The sequence below is a fragment of the uncultured Flavobacterium sp. genome (assembly GCF_963975515.1).
Classification (GTDB): Bacteria; Bacteroidota; Bacteroidia; order Flavobacteriales; family Flavobacteriaceae; genus Flavobacterium.
In genome coordinates this window covers 20,087-40,976 of sequence record NZ_CAXBGY010000017.1, presented here as the reverse complement: position 1 = coordinate 40,976, position 20,890 = coordinate 20,087, and the positions used below count along the sequence as shown (strand labels likewise).

The window sequence follows — 20,890 nt, the reverse complement described above, 5'->3', positions numbered from 1 at the left end:
GGCAATCAAGTAAAAAAATAAAAACCGTTATTCTTAATTGAGTAGCGGTTTTTTTATTGCTCAAACTCAACTCTTCTTCTAATTTCATTACCCAATTCATCCACAACCGTAACAATATGAAAACCCGTTTTTGCTATAATTGGCATTTCATGGAATGTTTTTGTACTTCCTAAATAGGTGTCATCTAAATACCAAAAAAGTTCAGTTTCTCTATTTGTATGAGCAATTTTGAAGATTGCAGGTTGTAATTTACTTTCAAAATTCTTAGTTAGAATGATTTTAGTTTTCGCTTTTGGATAAATAAAATCCATCACTTTATCATCAGTATTTGAAATACAGTCAGAACGAAAAGCTGGCAACATTTGATAATTTGGATTATTACTTTTATAATACCATTCCATAACTGGTGGCAAAACAAACCACGATTTTGAAACTATGTTATCCACACTTTCACAAGTTGAATTCACTCTAAACTGTTCATTTTTATCCAAATGTATTAATTTGTGATAAGGACAATTTTCTGTTTTTTTAGCAGTTTTTGGAATCCATTGTTTTTTGGATTGACAATTTTCTTGAGCCAAATAACCCGAAAGAGTACAAACCTCAACTTCTTCTAAATCATTAAAAGGAGTTTCAAACCATTTGGATTTTGGTAACAAATGAAAAACATCAAACAAAATTGGAGCTGCACTTTCTACTCCAGTTAATAATGGTCTTCCTTCACCTGTTGCATTTCCAACCCAAACTCCAACTACATATTCTTTGGTTACACCAATTGCCCATGCATCTCTACTTCCAAAACTTGTTCCTGTTTTCCAAGCAATTTCTAGTGAAGAATCATAAAAACGCCAAGCTTCATCACCTTCTGGTCTATTGACTTCTTTCATGGCATTGAAAGTTTGCCAAATAGCTCCAGCTCCAAATACGTTTTTTTGCTTGGTTGGTTTTCCAAAATCTATTTTTGTATTGAAATTTAGGTTTAAACTACTTAATTCATTGGTTCTATATTTGTCATTGTTTTTATTGAAATAATTCAACGTGCTTGACATATACGCATAAGAATTGCATAAATCCCACAAGTTTGATTCTGCACCACCTAAAATTAAGGACAAACCATAATTACTGGGTTGTCTGTTTACATCTTTCAATTTTAATTTTTGCAATTGCTCATAAAATTTATTCACGGAATAATTCTGCAACATCAAAACTGCTGGAATATTCAAAGAACGAGACAATGCTCTACTTGCAGGAACAGCTCCGTCATAAGTCATATTATAATTTTGTGGAGAATAGCCTGAAATTTGTGTAGGAATATCTGGAATTAAAGTATTGGGCAAAATATCGCCATCATCTAACATAGAAGCATACAAAAAAGGTTTTAAAATACTACCTGTGCTTCTAGGTGCTGAAATAATATCCACATCTTTTTGATGGTTTTTATCCGTTGGACTATTTCCTACATAAGCTACAACGTTTCTAGTTTTTACCTCAACAACTAATACCGAAATATTGTAAACTTGGTTTTGCTTGTACAAATTATAATATTGTCTTACAATTTCATTCGCTTGTTCTTGAACATGCGTGTTAATTGTTGTTTTAATTTTTTCACCACGATTTGTTTTGGCAATTTTTTCTAGTAAATGAGGAGCACTTTGTGGTACATCAAAAGGTTTTTGAGGTAACTTTTCTTGAAGGGCTAATTCATAAGTTTCCTTGTCAATTATTTCGTTTGAAAATAGTTTTTTGAGTAATATATTTCGTTTTTTAAGCAATCGTTCTTGATTTTTTCCTGGATAAATTAAACTTGGTGCATTTGGTAAAACTGCCAAAGTTGCTGCTTCTGCCCAAGACAATTGATTAGGTTGCAAACCAAAATATTTCCATGAAGCCATTTCTAATCCTACAACATTACTTCCAAAGGGTGCATGAGCTGCATATAATTGTAGAATATCATCTTTTGAATGTCTAAATTCTAATCGTGTAGACAAAACAAGTTCAATTATTTTTTCGAAATAACTTCTACTTTTTCCGTTTCGGTGTAATCTGATTACTTGTTGGGTTAAGGTACTTCCACCACGAACCACTTTATTGGCTTTTCTATTTTGCAAAAAAGCATGATACATGGAAACAGGATTAAATCCGAAATGTTGGTAAAAATGTTGGTCTTCAAAAGCAATGATACATTCTCTAAACTTATTGGGAATACTATCACTTTCAGGAAAACGCCATTGCCCATCTTTTGCAATTTTGGTTCCTAACAACTGACCTTCGTTGCTTTCAATTACTGTTGCATAATTGTTTTCAAATAATTTTCTGGGTAATGAAAAGTAATAAACTACCATCAAAATAAGGATGATGGTAGTTTTTATTTTATTGTTTTTGAAAAATTTTTTGATTTTATCTAACTTATTCACTTAATTTTTAATCAAAGTATTTTACTTATAAAATACAAGTAGGCAATATTATTCTTTCATTTTATTTTTTAAATCCATACGAGAATGAAGAAAACGTGTTATTTCAATTTCACTTTCATTAAGTATTCTAAAAAATATAATATGTTGTCCTGATTTGAACCCAAAAATATCATTTCTTAACTCTTCATAGTTTTTTCCTAAACTAGGATTATTTGCTAATTCATTGCAAACACTAAGAAGTTCCCTATAATATTTGTCAGCCTGATTTTCAGACCAAACTTCATAAGTATAATTCCAAATAGCCGTCAAATCTTCAATTGCTTTGTTTGTCAAAAAGTACTTAGCCATTTTTTTTATTTGCTTTTAATGACTTAAGGTGTTTTGCTGAATCAAAGTCTAAAGCAATTCCGCTTTCAATTCCTTCATTAATTGCTTTTTTTAGCGAAATAATTTTGTTTTCTTCCTCTTCTAGCAACCTTAAACCTGCACGAATAACTTCACTTGCATTTTTAAATCTACCTTCTGTTATTCTGTTATCGACAAAGTCTTCAAAATAATCCCCTAAAGATACAGATGTATTTCGTCCCATAATTATATATTTTTTATAAAGTTACCTAATTTTGGTAATTTTTAAAAAGAAAAACTCTTTTTTTTTAATCCTTCACAATTTTAACCCATTCTCCTTTTGTTCTTACTATATAATTGTTGTCATACATAGCTTCACATTGAATACCTGGAAAATAATAATCTCCTAAATAAGTAGCGTTTAATAAAACTGTAAAAGTTCTAGATTCATTGGCACGAAGTCCAAAATAGAATTGTGTTCTGTCATCACGAATATCGATGTAATCCGCTTTATTTTGAGCAAAATTACCAAAATCTGTATAACGTGAATTCATGATTTCAAATCCGGAAGGAATTATTTGTGATAAAGCAACATTCTCAATATTATCATTCGATTGATTTCTGATTGTAACTTGTGCTACAATTTCGGTTCCTTGTTTGATTTCATTTAAAGAAATTGTATTGCCATTTCTAGTTTTAAATGTGATGTTTCCAAAGAAATTATTCTGCATTACTTTTTCTTCACCAACAGGTAAAATTCCGCTGTTTAAAACTCGAACATAAATTGTGTTGTCTTTATTATTCTTGATAGTCACACTATTTGAGCCGTTTTTTACAACCAATTTTCTATCAGCAATAGATTTGGTAGAATTTATAGTTTCCGATTTTCCATTATTAGTGAAAGAAGCATTGATTCCTTTTCCACCATTTTTAATCGCAAATTTTGACATTGCATACAAACAATAAGCTGTAGTTTGCGTACTCATGTAATTTTTAGAAGAAAGTGAATTGGCTATTTTAGTTGCTAATCCAAATGCTTTTTGATTGTCATTTACTAACAAATACGTTTCTAAAAGCATTGCTTGATTTCTTTCTTGAGAACCATAATAATAGTAATAGTTGTTGTTTGAATCATCGACAGAAGTCGCATTTAATAGAGCCAAAGCCGTTTTCTTTTGTCCCGTTAAGGCATAAGTTGCTGCTAATCGTGTTTTTGATTCATTTGAAATTCCGGATGTTTCTCTTAAACGATTCATAGAACCCATATCTGGAACACCCGCTAAAGCTAATGTGTATAAACGATAAGCTTGTGCAAAGTCATTATGATATTGCTGATAATATCTCCATTTTTTGGCTTCTGATTGTTGGTAAGAAATCCATTTTTGTTTGAAAGAAATTGGTAAAACATATCCTTTTTTCTCAGCTTCAATCAAGAAATGTCCGGCATAAGAAGTTCCCCAATCATCTGATCCACTATTTCCTGGCCAATAAGATAATCCACCGTTTGTTTGTTGAAAACCACCTAATTTTTGAATTCCAGCATTGATATTTTTCTGCATCTCAGCTTTTCTATTGCTGTCTAAATCCATTACATCACCCAAATACAATTGAGGGAAAACACTTGACGTAGTCTGTTCTACACAACCATGAGGATATTGAATCAAATACTGAATTCGACCATTAAAATCAATTGTTGGAAATGATGAGATTTCAATATTGGCTTTGTTACTTCCATTTACACCAAATGTATCCCAACTTATAGTCTGACTTGAATTTGGTTCCACAACAACATCCACAAAATCATTTGTAACTGGATTTGGATTTGTCACATCTAATTCGACTTCATAAGTTGCTTTTTCATTTCCTGATGTGGCAATGATTTCAATTTTTCCTATTCCGAGAACATTTCCAACTTCTAAATCAAAATACACCTTTTTTTCATCAGGTGAACTGAAACTTACATTTTGTTTTGAAGCAGAAACTACACGAACAGCATTATTTGTTTTTATTTGAACGGTTACATTTTTCACATGATTTTCCATAGCGAAAACTGTAATTGGCAACGTAACTTTTTCATTTGGAGAAATTTTTCTTGGCACAGAAGCTAGAACCATCAAAGGCTTTCTTACTGGAGTTGTTTTTTCTACACTTCCGTAAGCATTTAATTTTGCATTTCCTGCTACAACCATTGTTCTTACTGAACCTATGTAATTTGGTAATGTAACCGTATGCGATTTTGTTTGTCCTTTTTCTAATTTATAAGGTCCTAAATAAATAACAACTGGTTTAAATCGGTTTGCCTTTTTGGCATTTCCTCCACCTAAATCTTCATCACCACCAATGCTGAAAATTTGATTTATTTTTCCACCATAAGCTCCAATTACATCATCATAAACATCCCAAGTTTTTACTCCAAGAGCCTGTCTTGCATAAAATTTATCCCAAGCATTTGGCGTTTTGAATCTTGTTAAGTCTAATAAACCATCATCAACGATTGCTAATGTGTAAGTCATTTCTTTACCTGATTTTTCACTTACTTTTATAGTAGTTTTTGTTTCAGGTTTTAAGACACTTGCCATTGCAATTTGAGGTTGTAATACAGTGTTTTTATCAACAACTTCAATTGGTAAAATTCCATACATTCTAATTGGTGTATCATTTAACGTTGAAGCATGAGGTTTTAATAACGAAATATTTATGTAAACATTTGGAGCCATTTCTGCTGTAACAGGAATTTCGACTTTGGTTTCACCTTTTTGAGTCATTGCCCAAAATGATTTGATTACTTTTGAACCGTTTTCAATCGAAATTAAAGCTCTTCCTCCTTCACTTGAAGGAAATGAAACTGTTGCTTTTTCGCCTACTGCATATTTTGTTTTATCAGAAGTAAAGACCAACATATTTGCTGTCGAGGCGTCACCTGATTTTGTTTTTCCAGACCAAATTGGCCAATCGATAATTTCAGTCTTACTTGATGCATGACCTCCATTATTATCTACAACTCTAATTAAATATCTTCCCCATTCATTTTCTGAAACTTTAAATTGAACGCTTGCTTTTCCAGATGCGTTTGTACTTACATTAAAATTCTTGTAAGCCGTTGTAACTTCTGATGAATTATATCTTGATAAATCATCACCATTACTATTCCACCACCAACGCCAATCTACTTTATAAACGCGAACTTCCAAGTTTTTTACTGCTTTTGGATTTCCGTTCTCATCTACAGAAACGATATCGAAACGATTCATTTTTTCGGTTTCCAACATTCCGTATTTATTAGGTTCTGGACTTTTTATTCCGACGTAAGTTTTAAACGGAGAATAAGTTGCAGTTACAACATCTGTACTAAAATCTCCGCCAGTTTCATAAGCTTTAGTTTGAAAAACTACTTTTAATTTTCCCGGTGCTTGATTGGTGATTTTTGGCTGAATGGAAACATTTGTTCTTCCATAATCATCCACTTTTCCTGAAAACACATTTACTTCTTCCGTTGAAAATTTACGTACTTCGTCATCAAAATCATAAGTTGAAAAACCTTTAAATGCAGTTACTTGTTGCATGAATTTGGCTTGCATATCAACCTTTAAATTTTTTGCAATCGCACCATGCAACCAAGCCACTTCAATAGTTCCGTTGTTTGGTTTATTGCCTGATAAATTTCCATCAGCAAAACTGTTTTTGATTTTTAGACGATTGGGTTTAATGGTTTCAATCTTAATGCTTTTGTAAAAATGAACTCCACCAATTGATATTTTAGCTTCCCAATTTCCTGTAATGTCTGAATCTTTGGTAACAACTTTAAATTTATAGTGATTGTTTTCATTATATTTTTGAACGGCAACATACATTGCTTTTCCTTGCGGATTTGATAATTTGAACTTTATAGGATGTGTTTTTTCTAATTTACTTTCATTATCATTCAACATAAAAGCTATGTGTAATGTATCACCAGGACGCCAAACTCCTCTTTCACCATAAATATAGCCTTTCAGTCCTTTTTGTAATTGTTCGCCACCCACATCAAAATTACTTACTGATAATGATTGACCTTCATCAAGTTTAACATAAGTTGTGTTATTGTCTTTGGTTACAATTGCGAAATAAGCATATTTAGTTACATCTGCATTTACAATCCCTTCAACATCAGTTTTTATAGTAGCTAGTTTTTGTTGTTGAAAGTTATATAAATCAATAACTGCTCCAGCAACAGGTTCAGTTGTAACAATATTATTTACAGCAAAAAAGTAAGAACCATTTTCACCTCTTTTTGCAATTACTCCTAAATCGGTTGCAATTACATTTGTAGAAATAGATTTATTGTAATAGTAGGAATTTGTACAAGGATCATCCACTTCATTCCAATTATAATCGTCATAATAATCATAATCGTCATAATAATATTGATTAGAACGTACTTCGTCTTTATCGTCATTTTCCTCTTCATCTTCATCAACAGTTGTTGTTGCACATTTATAAAGTGAATGTTTCTTTTTAAAATTCAACTCAACTCTATAAATAGCACCTGGATCTACTGAAATAATTTTAGATAAATCTAAAGCATAAGCATTCCATTCTCCATAATTTGCAAGATTATTTGTCTTTAATGTTATCGTTTGTTTTACAATTGGTTGAGCAACATTTCTTAAATTTTGACTTCCATTTAAATCATTATACTGTAAAAATTGTAAGATGTTGTTTTTATAGATTTGATATATTTTGACATCAACGGCTTTTAAGTTAACTGCTTCAAAATTGATTTTTAAGTTGTTTGAACTTGGCAGAATTGTTCCGCTTTTTATGAATCTAATTTCAGGTTTTACTTGATCAAATGTAACTTTTTCTGCAAAGTCATATTTCATTTTATTTCCCTCTTCATTTTCAATTCCTTGAAAGACTTCAACTAATAACTCTCCTTTTAAAGATTCATTAAAAAATACTTTTAAAAGATTTCCTGCAGTTGCAAATTTTAGATTCGTTGCAGATTCAACTTGGATTAAGCCTTCTAAATTTTGACCTATTTTTAAAGGATCAGAAAAATTAATCAACAATACTTGAGCATTATCTTCTTGAATTTTAGAAGAAATTACTTTAAAATTATTTTTTCCAGGAATTTCAAAATCCAATAAACCTTGTTGGTCAATATCTAGTACAGAACCATCCCAAACAATATCTATTTTACTGTCTTCAATTTTACGTTTGATGCTGTCAATAACAAATTTGAATTCTCTTGGATTTGAAACATCTTTATCAATTTTTATTTTTAAATCATCACTACCTTGATTAGCTTTAATTATCTTTAAAACAGATTCAACATCTATATCATCACTAAAAGAAATCGTTGCATTAAGGTATTGATATTCTTTACTGTAAGACTGTAAATCTAATGTTTTAATTAAAAAATCTTGCTTAATTGTCTTTATAGTGAAATTAAATTCTTCTAATTTGTCTGGTACGTTTTTAACTTCGTCTAAATGAAAAGTAATTTGATATTCTGTGTCTTGTTTTAATTTTTCTGAAGGAATAAACGCAACAGTATTTGTAGAAAGCGCCATAACTTTACCTGAAACACTTGGATTTATTGAAAACAAATCACTGTCTAATTCCTGGTTTGCAGTCCATTCTTTATTATCAAAAGCTAACACAACTCTAAAATCGGATTCTGAAGAAACTAATCCAGAACTAAAATTAAGAATATAATCCTTATATAAATTAAAATCTGAGTTAAAATTTTCTGATTTTTTTCCACAAGAAAAACTCACAATTAACAACAAGATTAACTGCAAACTACGATTAAGTTTCATAAACTGATTTTTAAAGGATTAATAAAAAAGCAACAATAACAAAACTTCATTTTAAAGTTTATTATTGCATAAAGATATAAAATAAATTTAAAGTTTAACTTACAAAAATTATCTTCTCATTCTAAAAAAAGCACGCATCAATAAGGAGCAATCTTTTTCCATAATTCCACCCACAACTTCTGTTTTTGGATGCAATTGAGTTCCCATTTTAATGAAACCTCTATTTTCATCGGAAGCTCCGTAAACAATTTTTGAAATTTGACTCCAATACAAAGCACCAGCACACATTTGACAAGGTTCTAAGGTTACATAAAGTGTACAATCTTTCAAATATTTTCCTCCAATGAAATTTGCTGCACTAGTTATGGCTTGCATTTCTGCATGAGCCGTAACGTCGTTAAGTAATTCTGTTAGGTTATGACTTCTTGCGATGACTTTATTATCAATAACAATTACAGCTCCTACAGGAATTTCTCCTTTTTCGAAAGCAGCTTCAGCTTCTTGCAAAGCTTTCTTCATAAAATATTCGTCGGTGAAAATATCTATCATAATAGCAAAAATACAATTTCAAGTTAGTACTTTTGTCAAATGAAGGAAAATTTACTTTCACATATAAACAATCCAAACGATTTGAAGAAACTTTCTCCAAATCAACTTCCACAATTAGCTAAAGAATTGCGTGAATTTATCATTGATGTTATTTCTCAAAGAGAAGGCCATTTGGGAGCAAGTCTTGGAGTTGTTGAATTGACTATTGCACTTCATTACGTTTTCAATACTCCAGCTGATTTATTGGTTTGGGATGTTGGTCATCAAGCTTATGGTCATAAAATTTTAACTGAACGACGTGACGTTTTTGAAACCAATAGAACTTTAAACGGAATTTCGGGTTTTCCTAAAAGAAGTGAAAGTGTTTATGATACTTTTGGTGTTGGACATTCTTCGACTTCAATTTCTGCTGCTTTAGGAATGGCAATTGCTTCTAAATTAAATGGTGATTTTGACAAACAACACATTGCTGTTATTGGTGATGCTTCAATTGCTTCAGGAATGGCTTTTGAAGGTTTAAATCATGCTGGAGTTACTGATGCTAATTTATTAGTAATTCTAAATGACAATGCTATTGGAATTGATCCAAGTGTTGGTGCCTTAAAAAATTATTTAACCGCTGTTAAAGAAGGAAAAAACCCAAAACAAAATAACATAATAAAATCTTTAAATTTTGATTATTCCGGACCAATTGACGGTCACGATTTACCTAAATTATTAGCTGAATTAGAACGATTGAAGAAAGTAAAAGGTCCAAAATTTCTTCACGTTATTACTACTAAAGGAAAAGGTTTAGAATTAGCCGAAAAAAATCAAGTAAAATATCACGCACCAGGAAAATTTGAAGCCAAAACAGGAAAAATTCATCCAAAAAATGAAGAAAATTTACCTCCAAAGTTTCAAGATGTATTTGGCTTAACTTTAGTTGAATTAGCGGAAAAAAATGATAAAATAATCGGAATAACACCGGCAATGCCCAGTGGAAGTTCTATGAAATATATGATGGAAGCTTTTCCAGAAAGAGCTTTTGATGTTGGAATTGCCGAACAACATGCTGTAACTTTAGCAGCAGGAATGGCAACGCAAGGAATGGTAGTTTTTTGCAATATTTATTCCACTTTTATGCAACGTGCTTATGATCAAATTATTCATGATGTAGCTTTACAAAACTTACCAGTTGTTTTTTGTTTAGACAGAGCTGGCTTGGTTGGTGAAGATGGAGCAACACATCACGGAGTTTTTGACATTTCTTATTTAAACTGTATTCCGAATTTAATAATATACGCTCCAAAAGACGCTATTGAATTAAGAAACATCATGTATACTGCTTCTTTAGGATTAGATCATCCGATAGCTATTCGTTATCCAAGAGGAAGAGGAAAAATTGTGGATTGGAAAAAACCTTTTGAGATTATTGAAATTGGAAAATCTAAATGCTTGCAAAAAGGTTCTGAAATTGCAATTCTTTCAACTGGAACTATAGCATCAAATGTTGAAAAAGCTTTAGCTGAATTGAATCAAACCAAAAAAATATCACATTATCATTTCCCATTTATTAAACCAATGGACGAAAGTCAGTTAAATGAAATTTTCAAAACTTATTCTAAAATAATTACTATTGAAGATGGCGTTATTATTGGTGGATTTGGAAGTTTAATAAATTTGTTGGCTGCTTCAAACAATTACACAAACAAAATTGTTAATCTAGGCATTTCTGATACTTTTATTGAACAAGGAAGTATTGATGAATTACAACACATTTGCAAAATTGACGTTACATCTATAATAAAAACTATTTCTACTATATAAACATGTTTAAAAAAAGTATATTCCTCATAGCTTCATTATTACTATTACAAAATGGCTTTTCTCAAGTTATAAGAACAAAAATACCTGATACAATATCAAATTGGAAGTCAAAAAACAAAGTCGGTTTTGATATTTCACAAATTTCATTTGTAAACTGGAATGCAGGTGGAAATAATTCGATTTCAGGATTATTGAAAGGGAATTTTAAAAGAAATTATAGCATTGATAAACTCAATTGGGATAACGAATTGATTTTTAGATATGGTATAAACAAACAAGAAGGGCAAGAGTTGAGAAAGACAGATGATCAACTTCAAATCAATTCAACAGTTGCTTTTAGAAATGACACTATTTCAAAATGGTTTTATGCCGGAAAATTTAATTTTAACACACAATTTTACAATGGATATTCTTATCCAAATACCGATGTTTCTATTTCTGCTCCTTTTGCACCTGCTTATTTTTTCTTAGGAATTGGAGCGGAATACTTTAACAAAAAAGAACATCTTAGATTTTATTTATCTCCTTTAACCCACAAAACAACTTTAGTTCTTAATCAAAGGCTAGCAAATGAAGGTGCTTTTGGTGTAGACAAAGCAATTTATGATGAAAATGGAAATATAGTTTCTTTAGGAAAAAAATCAAGAACTGAATTAGGTGTTTTAGTTACTAATGAATGGGAAACCGAAATTTATAAAAACATAATGTTTGAGAATCGCATTTCTTTATATTCTGATTATTTAAACCATTTTGGAAACATAGATGTTAATTGGCAAATACAATTTGAAATGACAGTAAATGAATATGTAAAAGCAAGTATCGGAACACAGTTGATTTATGATGACGACATAAAAACCAAAAAACAAGTAGATAACATTCAAGTTATTTCTGGCCCAAAAATTCAACTAAAACAAATTATGGGAATAGGAATAGTATACGAATTCAAGAAAAAAACCATCACTACTGGGTAATGATGGTTTAAAAAATGTTTTTTTATTAAGCTAAAGCATGTGTCAAATCATCAATTAAATCATCAATATCTTCTACTCCAACACTTAAGCGGACTAAATCATCCGTAATTCCAATTCCTGCTCTTTCTTCTTTGGTTAAAGAACCGTGAGTCATAGTGGCTGAATGATTTGCCAAAGATTCTACACCACCTAAAGATTCAGCTAAAGTGAATACTTTTAATTTTTCAAAAAAGGCAACAGCATCTTCCATTTTTCCCGAATTGAACGTAAAGGAAACCATTCCACCGAAACCACCAATCATTTGTTTTTTAGCAATATCATGATTTGGATGGCTTTCTAATCCAGGATAATAAACTCTTTTAACGGCTGAATGTGAGCTTAAGTATTCTGCGACTTTCATTCCATTTTCACAATGACGTTGCATTCTTAAGTGTAAGGTTTTAATTCCTCTTAAAACTAAATAACTATCCATTGGCCCTAAGATTCCACCCGTTGCAAATTGAGCAAAATGTAATTTTTCGCCAAGTTCTTTATTATTTACAATCAAAGCACCAGCCATAACATCTGAATGACCTCCTAAATATTTTGTTGCCGAATGCATTACAATATCAGCACCTAAATCTAAAGGCTTTTGTAAATAAGGAGTTGCAAAAGTATTATCTACAGCTAAAAGTAAGTTATGCCTTTTAGTAATTTTTGAAATCTCAGCTATATCTGCTAATTTCATTAAAGGATTTGTTGGGGTTTCCAACCAAATTAATTTTGTATTTTCATTAATTAAAGATTCAAATTTTTCTAAATCAGTCATGTCTACAAAATGAAATTTGATTCCAAAATCCTGATATACTTTCGTAAACATTCTATAACTTCCTCCATACAAATTATCTATTGCTATAACCTCATCACCGGGTTTTAGAATTTTCATTACAGCATCAGTAGCCGCTAAACCAGAAGCAAAAGCTAAACCTCTAGTTCCGTTTTCTAAACTTGCTAATGAATCTTCTAACGCTGTTCTAGTTGGGTTTGCTGATCTTGCATACTCATAATCACCAATAGGTTTTCCCGGACTTGTTTGTGCAAAAGTTGATGTTTGAAAAATAGGAGTCATAACTGCACCTGTTGTTTTTTCATGGTGTTGTCCACCGTGTATGGTTTTAGTATTGAATTTCATTTGTAGAATTTTGTTAAAAATAATTATTTTAAAGACAATAACTACCGTATTTTTGCATTCAAATTAAAATTTTAGACCAAATGGATAAAATATACTACTTAGCTTCATGTGATACTTGTAGAAAAATCATTAAATCTTTACCAAAAGGAATTGAATTAGAATTTCACGACATCAGACAAGATAAAATTACAGTTGAAGAACTAGAACAAATGCGAGAATTAGCAGGTAGTTATGAAGCATTATTTAGTAAAAGAGCTCAATTGTATAAAGAACGAGGTTTAAAAAATCAAAAACTAACTGAAGACGATTACAAAGCTTTAATTTTAGAACATTATACCTTTTTAAGCAGACCAGTTTTTATAATTAAAAATGAAATATTCATAGGAAACACACAACCTAATATTTTAAAATTAATGAAGACTTTAAAAAATGTCTAAAAGAATATTAGCCTTAATTGGTGCAACTTTTGTTGCTTTAATTTATGGTACAACTTTTATAGTTGCAAAAGATGTTATGCCCACTTATGTAAAACCTTATGGCTTTATTTTAATAAGAGCTATTGGTGGTGCTTTTTTATTTTGGCTCTTAACTTTTTTTGGTCCGAAAGAAAAAATTGCTTTAAATGATTTTCCTAGAATTATTGCGGCTGCATTATTTGGCGTTGCCATAAATCAATTGACATTTTTTAAGGGATTAAGCATGACTTCACCGATTAGTGCATCAGTAATTATGGTTACTGCTCCTATTTTGGTTTTGATTTTATCGGCAATTCTACTAAAAGAAAAAATTAAACTCAAAAAAGTCATTGGAATATTTATTGGACTTACAGGAACTTCAATTTTAATCCTTTATGGAAAAGATATTGAGAATAGTCCAAATGCAGGTTATGGAAATTTTTTGGTTTTCATTAATGCTTCAGCTTATGCCGTTTATTTGATTATTATTAAAAAACTGATTACTAAATACCATGCTTTTACGTTTATTAAATGGATTTACACTTTCGGATTATTGTTTGTACTTCCTTTTGGCTATCAAGAATTTATGGAAATTAATTGGGAAAGCATTCCAACTACTATTTATTACAATATTGGTTTTGTGGTTTTGTTTACAACATTCTTAGCTTATTTAATTAACCTAATGGCTATGAAAGAACTTAAGCCTACAACTTTATCAGTTTTTATCTATTTACAACCTTTGTTTGCTTCCATAATTGCAATTAGTCTTGAAAAAGATGAACTTAATATGATTAAAGTTTTTTCAGCGATTCTGATATTTACAGGTGTTTTTTTAGTTACTCACAAGAAAACAGTAAATAACTAATCACTTATTACTCTTCACTAATCACTATTTCTTATCTTTGAAATCTTTTAAAATACAATATGATACAATCAATGACAGGTTTTGGTAAAGCATTTATGCAATTATCAAACAAAAAAATAACCGTAGAAATTAAATCATTAAACAGTAAAGGATTAGACTTAAACGTTAGAACTCCTTCTGTTTACAGAGAAATGGAATTGCAAATTCGCAACACAATCGCTCAACGATTAGAACGTGGAAAAATTGATTTTTCGTTATATATAGAAGTAACTGGCGAAGAAACTTCTGCTAAAATTAATGTACCTATTGTAAAAGGTTACATCAATCAAATGAAAGAAGTTATTCCAAATGCTGATGAAACTGAATTGATGAAAATGGCTGTAAGAATGCCTGATTCCTTAAAAACAGAGCGTGAAGAATTAGACAAAACAGAATGGCTTCAAATTGAAAAAGTTATTAATGAAGCTTTAGATAATATTTCAACATTCAGAAGTGATGAAGGTCTTTCATTAGAAAAAGAATTTGAGTTAAGAATTTCAAACATTGAAAACTTAATGAATGAAGCTGTTTCGTATGATGCAGAAAGAGTTGAAACAGTAAAAACAAGGCTTCGAACTGCTTTGGAAGAGTTAAAAGCAACTATTGACGAAAATCGTTTTGAACAAGAGTTGATTTTTTATTTAGAGAAATATGATATTACCGAAGAAAGAGTTCGTTTAGGAAATCATTTAAAATATTTCTTAGAAACGATGAAAAATGAAGAAGCTTTAGGAAGAAAACTTGGATTCATCACTCAAGAAATTGGAAGAGAAATTAACACAATGGGTTCAAAATCAAACCACACTGAAATGCAAAAATTAGTGGTGCAAATGAAAGATGAATTGGAGAAAATTAAGGAACAAGTTTTGAATGTTCTTTAAAAGCACATATAAAGATTAAAAATATAAATTTTCAGCATGGAAAGATGCTGAAACAAGTTCAGCATAAAATGACTAAAGGAAAATTATTTGTATTCTCAGCGCCATCAGGTTCTGGAAAAACTACAATAGTAAGACACTTATTAGAAAAAGAAGATTTAAATTTAGAATTCTCAATCTCATGCACTACTCGTGAGCCAAGAGGAACAGAAATTCACGGAACAGATTATTATTTTATTTCTTGGGAAGAATTTAAAAATCACATTAAAGCTGAAGAATTTGTAGAATGGGAAGAAGTTTACACTGATAACTTCTACGGAACTTTAAAAAACGAAATTGAAAGAATTTGGGCTTTAGGAAAACACGTCATTTTTGATATTGATGTTGTTGGTGGATTAAGAATTAAACATAAATTTCCAGAAGAAACTTTAGCTGTTTTTGTAAAACCACCAAGTGTAGATGAATTAAAACGAAGATTAAAATTACGTTCTACAGAAAGTGAAGACAAAATCAATATGCGAGTTGCAAAGGCTTCGGTTGAATTAGCAACAGCACCACAATTTGATAAAATAATTAAGAATTACGATTTAGACACTGCTAAGGAAGAAGCATATCAGTTGGTTAAAGAATTTATTTCTAAATAATTTAATGATTGAAAGATTTAAGAATTTAAAAATTATTTCAATCATTCAATTTTTCAATCTTTTAATTAAAAAAATGAAAATCGGTTTATATTTCGGAACATTCAATCCAATTCACGTGGGTCATTTGATTATTGCCAATCATATGGCTGAACATTCTGATTTAGACCAAATTTGGATGGTTGTAACACCCCATAATCCACACAAGAAGAAGAACACACTTTTAGATGATTATCATCGTTTAGAAATGGTGCATTTGGCAACCAAAGATTTTCCAAAAATTCAACCTTCAGATATTGAATTTAAGTTACCTCAACCAAATTACACGGTAAATACTTTAGCTCATTTATTTGAGAAATTTCCACAACACAAATTTTCTTTAATCATGGGTGAAGACAATTTAAACTCACTTCATAAATGGAAAAACTATGAAGTCATTTTAAAGAATCATGACGTTTATGTTTATCCAAGATTGAATTCTGGTGAAATGGATGATCAATTTATAAATCATCCAAAAATTCATAGAATTGGCGCTCCAATAGTTGAATTATCTTCTACTTTTATTCGCGAAAGTATTAAAAATGATAAAAACATTGTTCCTATGTTACCGAAAGAAGTTTGGGAATATGTGGAACATAATTTATTTTATAAAAAGTAATTTATTCTAATATAAAAGCACTAATTTCTTCTTTAACTTCATTCAAAACAGTATTCAAAGTGTCATTTTTTCGAGCTAGTAAATAAATTTCAGTTTTAGGCATTTTTGGGCTATCCCAAAGCAATTGCAACTTATTAGCTTTTAAATAGTGTTTTGCATTAATATTCCAAACTATTGAAACACCAGAATTTTCAGCCAAAGTAGCCAACATTTCTGATTCAGACGGAATAATATAATTAGAAACCATTGAAGGTCTTTTTTTATCAAATACATGCAACCAAAATAATTTTACATGAGGAATTCGTGCATCAAAATTGTACCACTTTTGTTGGTTTAACCAATTTTCGATGGTCGTATAATTTTCATTTTTGATTTCTTTCTTAACTTCTTTTAAATCTAAATCGTTACTCGCAACGACGATTTGTTTTATTTTACCTAACTCTTTTTGAATAGTGTCAAAAGTGTCGAATTTTTGGGTTACAATTGCAAAATCAATTTTTTTATCATTTACCAAACTGAATAACTCTTCATTTTCTGCATAAGTAAAATCAATAAAATCGAATTTTGAAATCAATTTTGTGCCAATACTAGCAAACAAATGCTTTGAAATTCCGACAGAAACCAATCGATTCGAACTAAATGCTTTTTCACGAAAACCATTTTCCACACTTTCCAAACGGTCTAAAGCTTCAATGATTAGATTGTTTAGTAATTTTGCATACTCGGTTGGTTCTACTCCTTTTGATTTTCGATTGAATAATTTATAACCCACATGTGCTTCCAACATAGCTATCTGCTGACTAACTGCAGGTTGACTAATAAATAATTCTTTTGCAGCTTGTGAAAAATTTCCAATTTTATAAACGGATTTAAAAGTTCTGTACCATTCCAAATTTACCATGACATAAATATATTTATCACAAACATAACTTAAATTATTTTTACTAATATCATATAAGTCGTAGTTTTGTAAAAAAAATAATAAAACATGAAACGTATAGCACTAGCACTATTAGTAATTTTGTCAACAAGTTGTAAAGACAAAGAAAATACAACTGAGACAACAACACAAGAAAATCAAATAACAAAAAAAGAAACTATGAAAAAGGTATTATTTGTTTTAACTAGTCATGACAAACTAGGAAACACAGGAGAAAAAACAGGATTTTGGATAGAAGAATTTGCAGCACCTTATTATGAATTAGCAGATAAAGGAGTTGAAATAACAATTGCATCACCAAATGGTGGACAACCTCCAATTGACCCAAAAAGTGCTGATCCAAGTTCAGCAACAGAAGACACTAAAAGATTTGATGGTGATGCTGCATTACAACAAAAATTAGCAAATTCAGTTAAATTAGCTGATATTAATGAAGCAGAATATGACGCTGTATTTTATCCAGGTGGACACGGACCATTATGGGATTTAGCTTCAAGTGATGTCTCAAAATCATTAATTGAATCATTTTACACAAACAATAAACCAGTTGCTTTTGTATGTCATGCTCCAGGAGTATTAAAAGATGTAAAAGTGAATGGTGAATATTTAGTAAAAGGTAAAAAAGTAACAGGTTTTACCAATGAAGAAGAAGAAGCTGTTGGATTAACTAAAGTGGTTCCGTTCTTATTAGAAGATGCTTTAAAAGCTAATGGAGCAACATACAGTAAAGGTGAAAATTGGGCACCTTATGCAGTTGAAGATGGTTTATTAATCACAGGTCAAAATCCTGCTTCTTCTAAATTAGTAGCTCAAAAATTATTAGAACAATTAAATAAATAAAAAAATGAACAATTTCGAATTATACAATCCAGTAAATTATGTCTTTGGAAAAGGACAAATTGAAAAATTAAAAGACTTAGTACCTGCAAATACAAAAATTCTTATCACTTATGGTGGTGGAAGTATTTTTAAAAATGGTGTTTATGACCAAGTAAAAGCTGCTTTAGGAACACAGTTTGAAGAAAATAATATCGTAGAGTTTGGTGGAATAGAACCAAATCCGAGATATGAAACTTTAATGAAAGCTGTTGAAATCGTTCGCGAACAAAAAATCGGATTCGTTTTAGCAGTTGGTGGTGGAAGTGTTATTGATGGAACAAAATTCATTTCTGCAGCTGTGAACTATAAAGGTGATGCTGCTGAAATTTTAAGAAACAGAATATTATTCACTGATTTATCTGAAGTAATTCCTTTTGGAACTGTATTAACGTTACCAGCAACAGGTTCAGAAATGAATTCAGGAGCAGTAGTAACTATTAATGAAACACAAGAAAAATTAACTTTAGGTGGAAGTGCTTTATTTCCAAAATTCTCTATTGTTGATCCAATGGTGATTACTTCTTTACCAAAAAGACAGTTACAAAATGGTGTTGTAGATGCATTTACACACGTAATGGAACAATATTTAACGTATACTCATGATGCTCTTTTACAAGACAGAATTGCAGAAGGAATTTTACAAACATTAGTAGAAATTGGACCAGATGTTGTTGAAAATCCAACGGATTATAAATTAGCATCTAATTTCGTTTGGTCAGCTACAATGGCTTTAAACGGATTAATCCAAAAAGGTGTTCCGTCAGATTGGGCAACGCATATGATTGGTCACGAATTAACAGCTTTATACGAAATTGATCATGCTAGAACATTAGCTATCATTGGTCCAAACTTATATAAGGTAATGTTTGAAACTAAAAAAGACAAATTAGCACAATTCGGAAAACGTGTTTGGAATATTCAAGAAGGTTCAACTGAAGAAATTGCTGAAAAAGCTCTTGAAAAAACAGTTGAATTTTTCCATACTATGGGAATGAAAACCAAATTATCTGAAAACACAGAAGACTATGCAAAAACGGCTGACTTTATTGTAAATCGTTTTGAAGAAAGAGGTTGGAAAGCTTTAGGTGAAAAACAAAACATTACTCCAGAAAAAGTGAGAGAAATTGTGGAGATGAGTTATTAATGAATAACGTCCAGCTTTAGCTGGATGATTATAAAATCAAAAAGCGTTCAAGTGGCAATACCTGAACGCTTTTTTTCTAACCCCAAAACAAAAATTAACTTAACCCAACTTAATTTATGTATTCGTAATACTTTCAACATATTACTTCATTAAAAACGCTTTGTTGTATTTTAAATTGCACCACGAAATTTAAAATTTTGTTAAACTTTAATTCCATGTATTATCAATAAGGTTTGATAATGCGTTTTTATTTGCTAATTTTGATTAATTAAACGATTTAGAAATGAAGTCAAATCCAAAATTTGCAGTTATTGGTGGTGGAAGTTGGGCAACGGCAATTGCCAAAATGTTGTGTGAAAATCAATCAGAAATTGCTTGGTATATGCGAAATGTTTATGCTATTGAACACTTAAAACATCAAAAACACAATCCTAATTATTTAAGTTCAGTTGAATTTGATATTAAAAAACTTAGGCTAACCAATGATATTAATGAAGCTGTTGCATTTGCTGATTATGTAATATTTGCTATTCCTTCTGCTTTTTTGAGTGGTGAATTAGAAAACCTTACCGAAAGTTTAAAAGACAAAGTCATCTTTTCAGCCATTAAAGGAATTGTTCCAGAAACTAGTTTGATTGTTGGAGAACATTTTCATAAAAAATATGATATTCCTTATGAAAATATTGGAGTAATCACTGGTCCTTGTCATGCTGAAGAAGTTGCACTAGAACGTTTGTCTTATTTAACTATTGCTTGTGGTGATGTTGATAAAGCAAAAACAATGGCAAAAAACTTAAGTGGAGATTATATCAAAGCAAAAACTTCAGATGATATTATTGGAACTGAATATGCAGCTATGTTGAAAAACATTTATGCTATCGCTGCCGGAATTGCTCATGGTTTAGGTTATGGAGATAATTTTCAATCGGTTTTAATGAGTAATGGAATTCGTGAGATGAAGAAATTCATTAAAAAAGTTCACAAGATGAAACGTAACATTAATGATTCTGCTTATTTAGGAGATTTATTGGTTACAGGTTATTCCGTATTCTCAAGAAATAGAATGTTTGGAAACATGATTGGAAAAGGCTACACGGTTAAATCGGCACAAATGGAAATGAGCATGGTTGCTGAAGGGTATTATGCAACAAACAGTGCTTATAAATTGAATCAAGAATATGGAGCTAAAACGCCAATTATTGATGCAGTTTACCAAATTCTATATGAAGGCAAAGAAGCTAAAAAAGTATTTGCTAAATTGACTGATAAATTAGATTAAGCTTAAAAAACACAGAACTTAAAAAACCCATTTAGAAACAAAACTTAAT

General features: G+C 30.5%; 17 protein-coding genes. 10 read left to right on the top strand and 7 right to left on the bottom strand.

Annotated features, from left to right (window positions below; genetic code table 11):
* Nucleotides 1–53: 53 nt before the first annotated feature.
* The 5 genes from pbpC to AAC008_RS14390 all read right to left on the bottom strand — a co-directional run bounded on the left by pbpC (nucleotide 54) and on the right by AAC008_RS14390 (nucleotide 9,112).
* Entirely contained in the window at nucleotides 54–2,342 is a 2,289-nt protein-coding gene (gene pbpC / locus AAC008_RS14410) for a penicillin-binding protein 1C (RefSeq protein ID WP_339890165.1), read from the bottom strand.
* Nucleotides 2,343–2,462: 120 nt separating this feature from the next.
* The gene (locus tag AAC008_RS14405) at nucleotides 2,463–2,762 is read right to left on the bottom strand and encodes a type II toxin-antitoxin system RelE/ParE family toxin (RefSeq protein ID WP_339890164.1); all 300 of its coding nucleotides are present in this window, start codon (nucleotides 2,760–2,762) and stop codon (nucleotides 2,463–2,465) included.
* On the bottom strand, nucleotides 2,755–3,003 hold the full coding sequence (locus AAC008_RS14400) for a type II toxin-antitoxin system ParD family antitoxin (protein WP_339890163.1): 249 nt from the start codon (nucleotides 3,001–3,003) through the stop codon (nucleotides 2,755–2,757). The genes AAC008_RS14405 and AAC008_RS14400 overlap by 8 nt, the downstream gene beginning before the upstream one ends.
* A gap of 64 nt (nucleotides 3,004–3,067) precedes the next feature.
* Complete coding sequence (locus AAC008_RS14395) at nucleotides 3,068–8,563, bottom strand: MG2 domain-containing protein (protein ID WP_339890162.1); 5,496 nt, start codon at nucleotides 8,561–8,563, stop codon at nucleotides 3,068–3,070.
* 108 nt (nucleotides 8,564–8,671) lie between these two features.
* Entirely contained in the window at nucleotides 8,672–9,112 is a 441-nt protein-coding gene (locus AAC008_RS14390) for a nucleoside deaminase (RefSeq protein ID WP_339890161.1), read from the bottom strand.
* Between the two features lie 39 nt (nucleotides 9,113–9,151).
* Here AAC008_RS14390 and AAC008_RS14385 point away from each other — a divergent pair, with 39 nt between their 5' ends.
* Together AAC008_RS14385 and AAC008_RS14380 are read left to right on the top strand one after the other, a co-directional pair.
* The gene (locus AAC008_RS14385) at nucleotides 9,152–10,921 is read left to right on the top strand and encodes a 1-deoxy-D-xylulose-5-phosphate synthase (protein ID WP_339890160.1); all 1,770 of its coding nucleotides are present in this window, start codon (nucleotides 9,152–9,154) and stop codon (nucleotides 10,919–10,921) included.
* Between the two features lie 2 nt (nucleotides 10,922–10,923).
* Nucleotides 10,924–11,892 (top strand): DUF3078 domain-containing protein, encoded by a 969-nt coding sequence (locus AAC008_RS14380; protein WP_339890159.1) that lies wholly within the window; start codon nucleotides 10,924–10,926, stop codon nucleotides 11,890–11,892.
* A gap of 25 nt (nucleotides 11,893–11,917) precedes the next feature.
* On the opposite strand, the gene AAC008_RS14375 is transcribed toward AAC008_RS14380, so the two are convergent.
* Complete coding sequence (locus tag AAC008_RS14375; RefSeq protein ID WP_339890157.1) at nucleotides 11,918–13,063, bottom strand: cystathionine gamma-synthase; 1,146 nt, start codon at nucleotides 13,061–13,063, stop codon at nucleotides 11,918–11,920.
* A gap of 80 nt (nucleotides 13,064–13,143) precedes the next feature.
* Here AAC008_RS14375 and AAC008_RS14370 point away from each other — a divergent pair, with 80 nt between their 5' ends.
* The 5 genes from AAC008_RS14370 (at nucleotide 13,144) to nadD (ending at nucleotide 16,599) form a co-directional block, all read left to right on the top strand.
* Entirely contained in the window at nucleotides 13,144–13,500 is a 357-nt protein-coding gene (locus tag AAC008_RS14370; RefSeq protein ID WP_339890156.1) for an ArsC/Spx/MgsR family protein, read from the top strand.
* On the top strand, nucleotides 13,493–14,383 hold the full coding sequence (locus AAC008_RS14365) for a DMT family transporter (protein ID WP_339890154.1): 891 nt from the start codon (nucleotides 13,493–13,495) through the stop codon (nucleotides 14,381–14,383). The genes AAC008_RS14370 and AAC008_RS14365 overlap by 8 nt, the downstream gene beginning before the upstream one ends.
* 59 nt (nucleotides 14,384–14,442) lie before the next feature.
* Nucleotides 14,443–15,303 (top strand): YicC/YloC family endoribonuclease, encoded by an 861-nt coding sequence (locus AAC008_RS14360; RefSeq protein WP_339890153.1) that lies wholly within the window; start codon nucleotides 14,443–14,445, stop codon nucleotides 15,301–15,303.
* 68 nt (nucleotides 15,304–15,371) lie between these two features.
* Complete coding sequence (gene gmk / locus AAC008_RS14355; protein ID WP_339890152.1) at nucleotides 15,372–15,944, top strand: guanylate kinase; 573 nt, start codon at nucleotides 15,372–15,374, stop codon at nucleotides 15,942–15,944.
* Between the two features lie 73 nt (nucleotides 15,945–16,017).
* A complete protein-coding gene (gene nadD / locus AAC008_RS14350; RefSeq protein ID WP_339890151.1) occupies nucleotides 16,018–16,599 on the top strand; it encodes a nicotinate (nicotinamide) nucleotide adenylyltransferase in 582 nt (193 codons plus the stop codon).
* Nucleotide 16,600: 1 nt separating this feature from the next.
* Here nadD and AAC008_RS14345 read toward each other — a convergent pair whose 3' ends face one another.
* Nucleotides 16,601–17,500, bottom strand: coding sequence for a LysR family transcriptional regulator (locus tag AAC008_RS14345; RefSeq protein WP_339890150.1), 900 nt, complete (start codon nucleotides 17,498–17,500; stop codon nucleotides 16,601–16,603).
* A gap of 87 nt (nucleotides 17,501–17,587) precedes the next feature.
* Between AAC008_RS14345 and AAC008_RS14340 the strand changes: the two genes are divergently transcribed.
* The 3 genes from AAC008_RS14340 (at nucleotide 17,588) to AAC008_RS14330 (ending at nucleotide 20,841) form a co-directional block, all read left to right on the top strand.
* Nucleotides 17,588–18,379: a type 1 glutamine amidotransferase domain-containing protein gene (locus tag AAC008_RS14340; protein WP_339890149.1), complete on the top strand. Its 792-nt coding sequence runs from the start codon at nucleotides 17,588–17,590 to the stop codon at nucleotides 18,377–18,379.
* A 4-nt stretch (nucleotides 18,380–18,383) separates the two neighbouring features.
* Entirely contained in the window at nucleotides 18,384–19,562 is a 1,179-nt protein-coding gene (locus AAC008_RS14335) for an iron-containing alcohol dehydrogenase (protein ID WP_339890148.1), read from the top strand.
* A 283-nt stretch (nucleotides 19,563–19,845) separates the two neighbouring features.
* Entirely contained in the window at nucleotides 19,846–20,841 is a 996-nt protein-coding gene (locus AAC008_RS14330) for an NAD(P)H-dependent glycerol-3-phosphate dehydrogenase (protein ID WP_339890146.1), read from the top strand.
* Nucleotides 20,842–20,890: the final 49 nt, after the last annotated feature.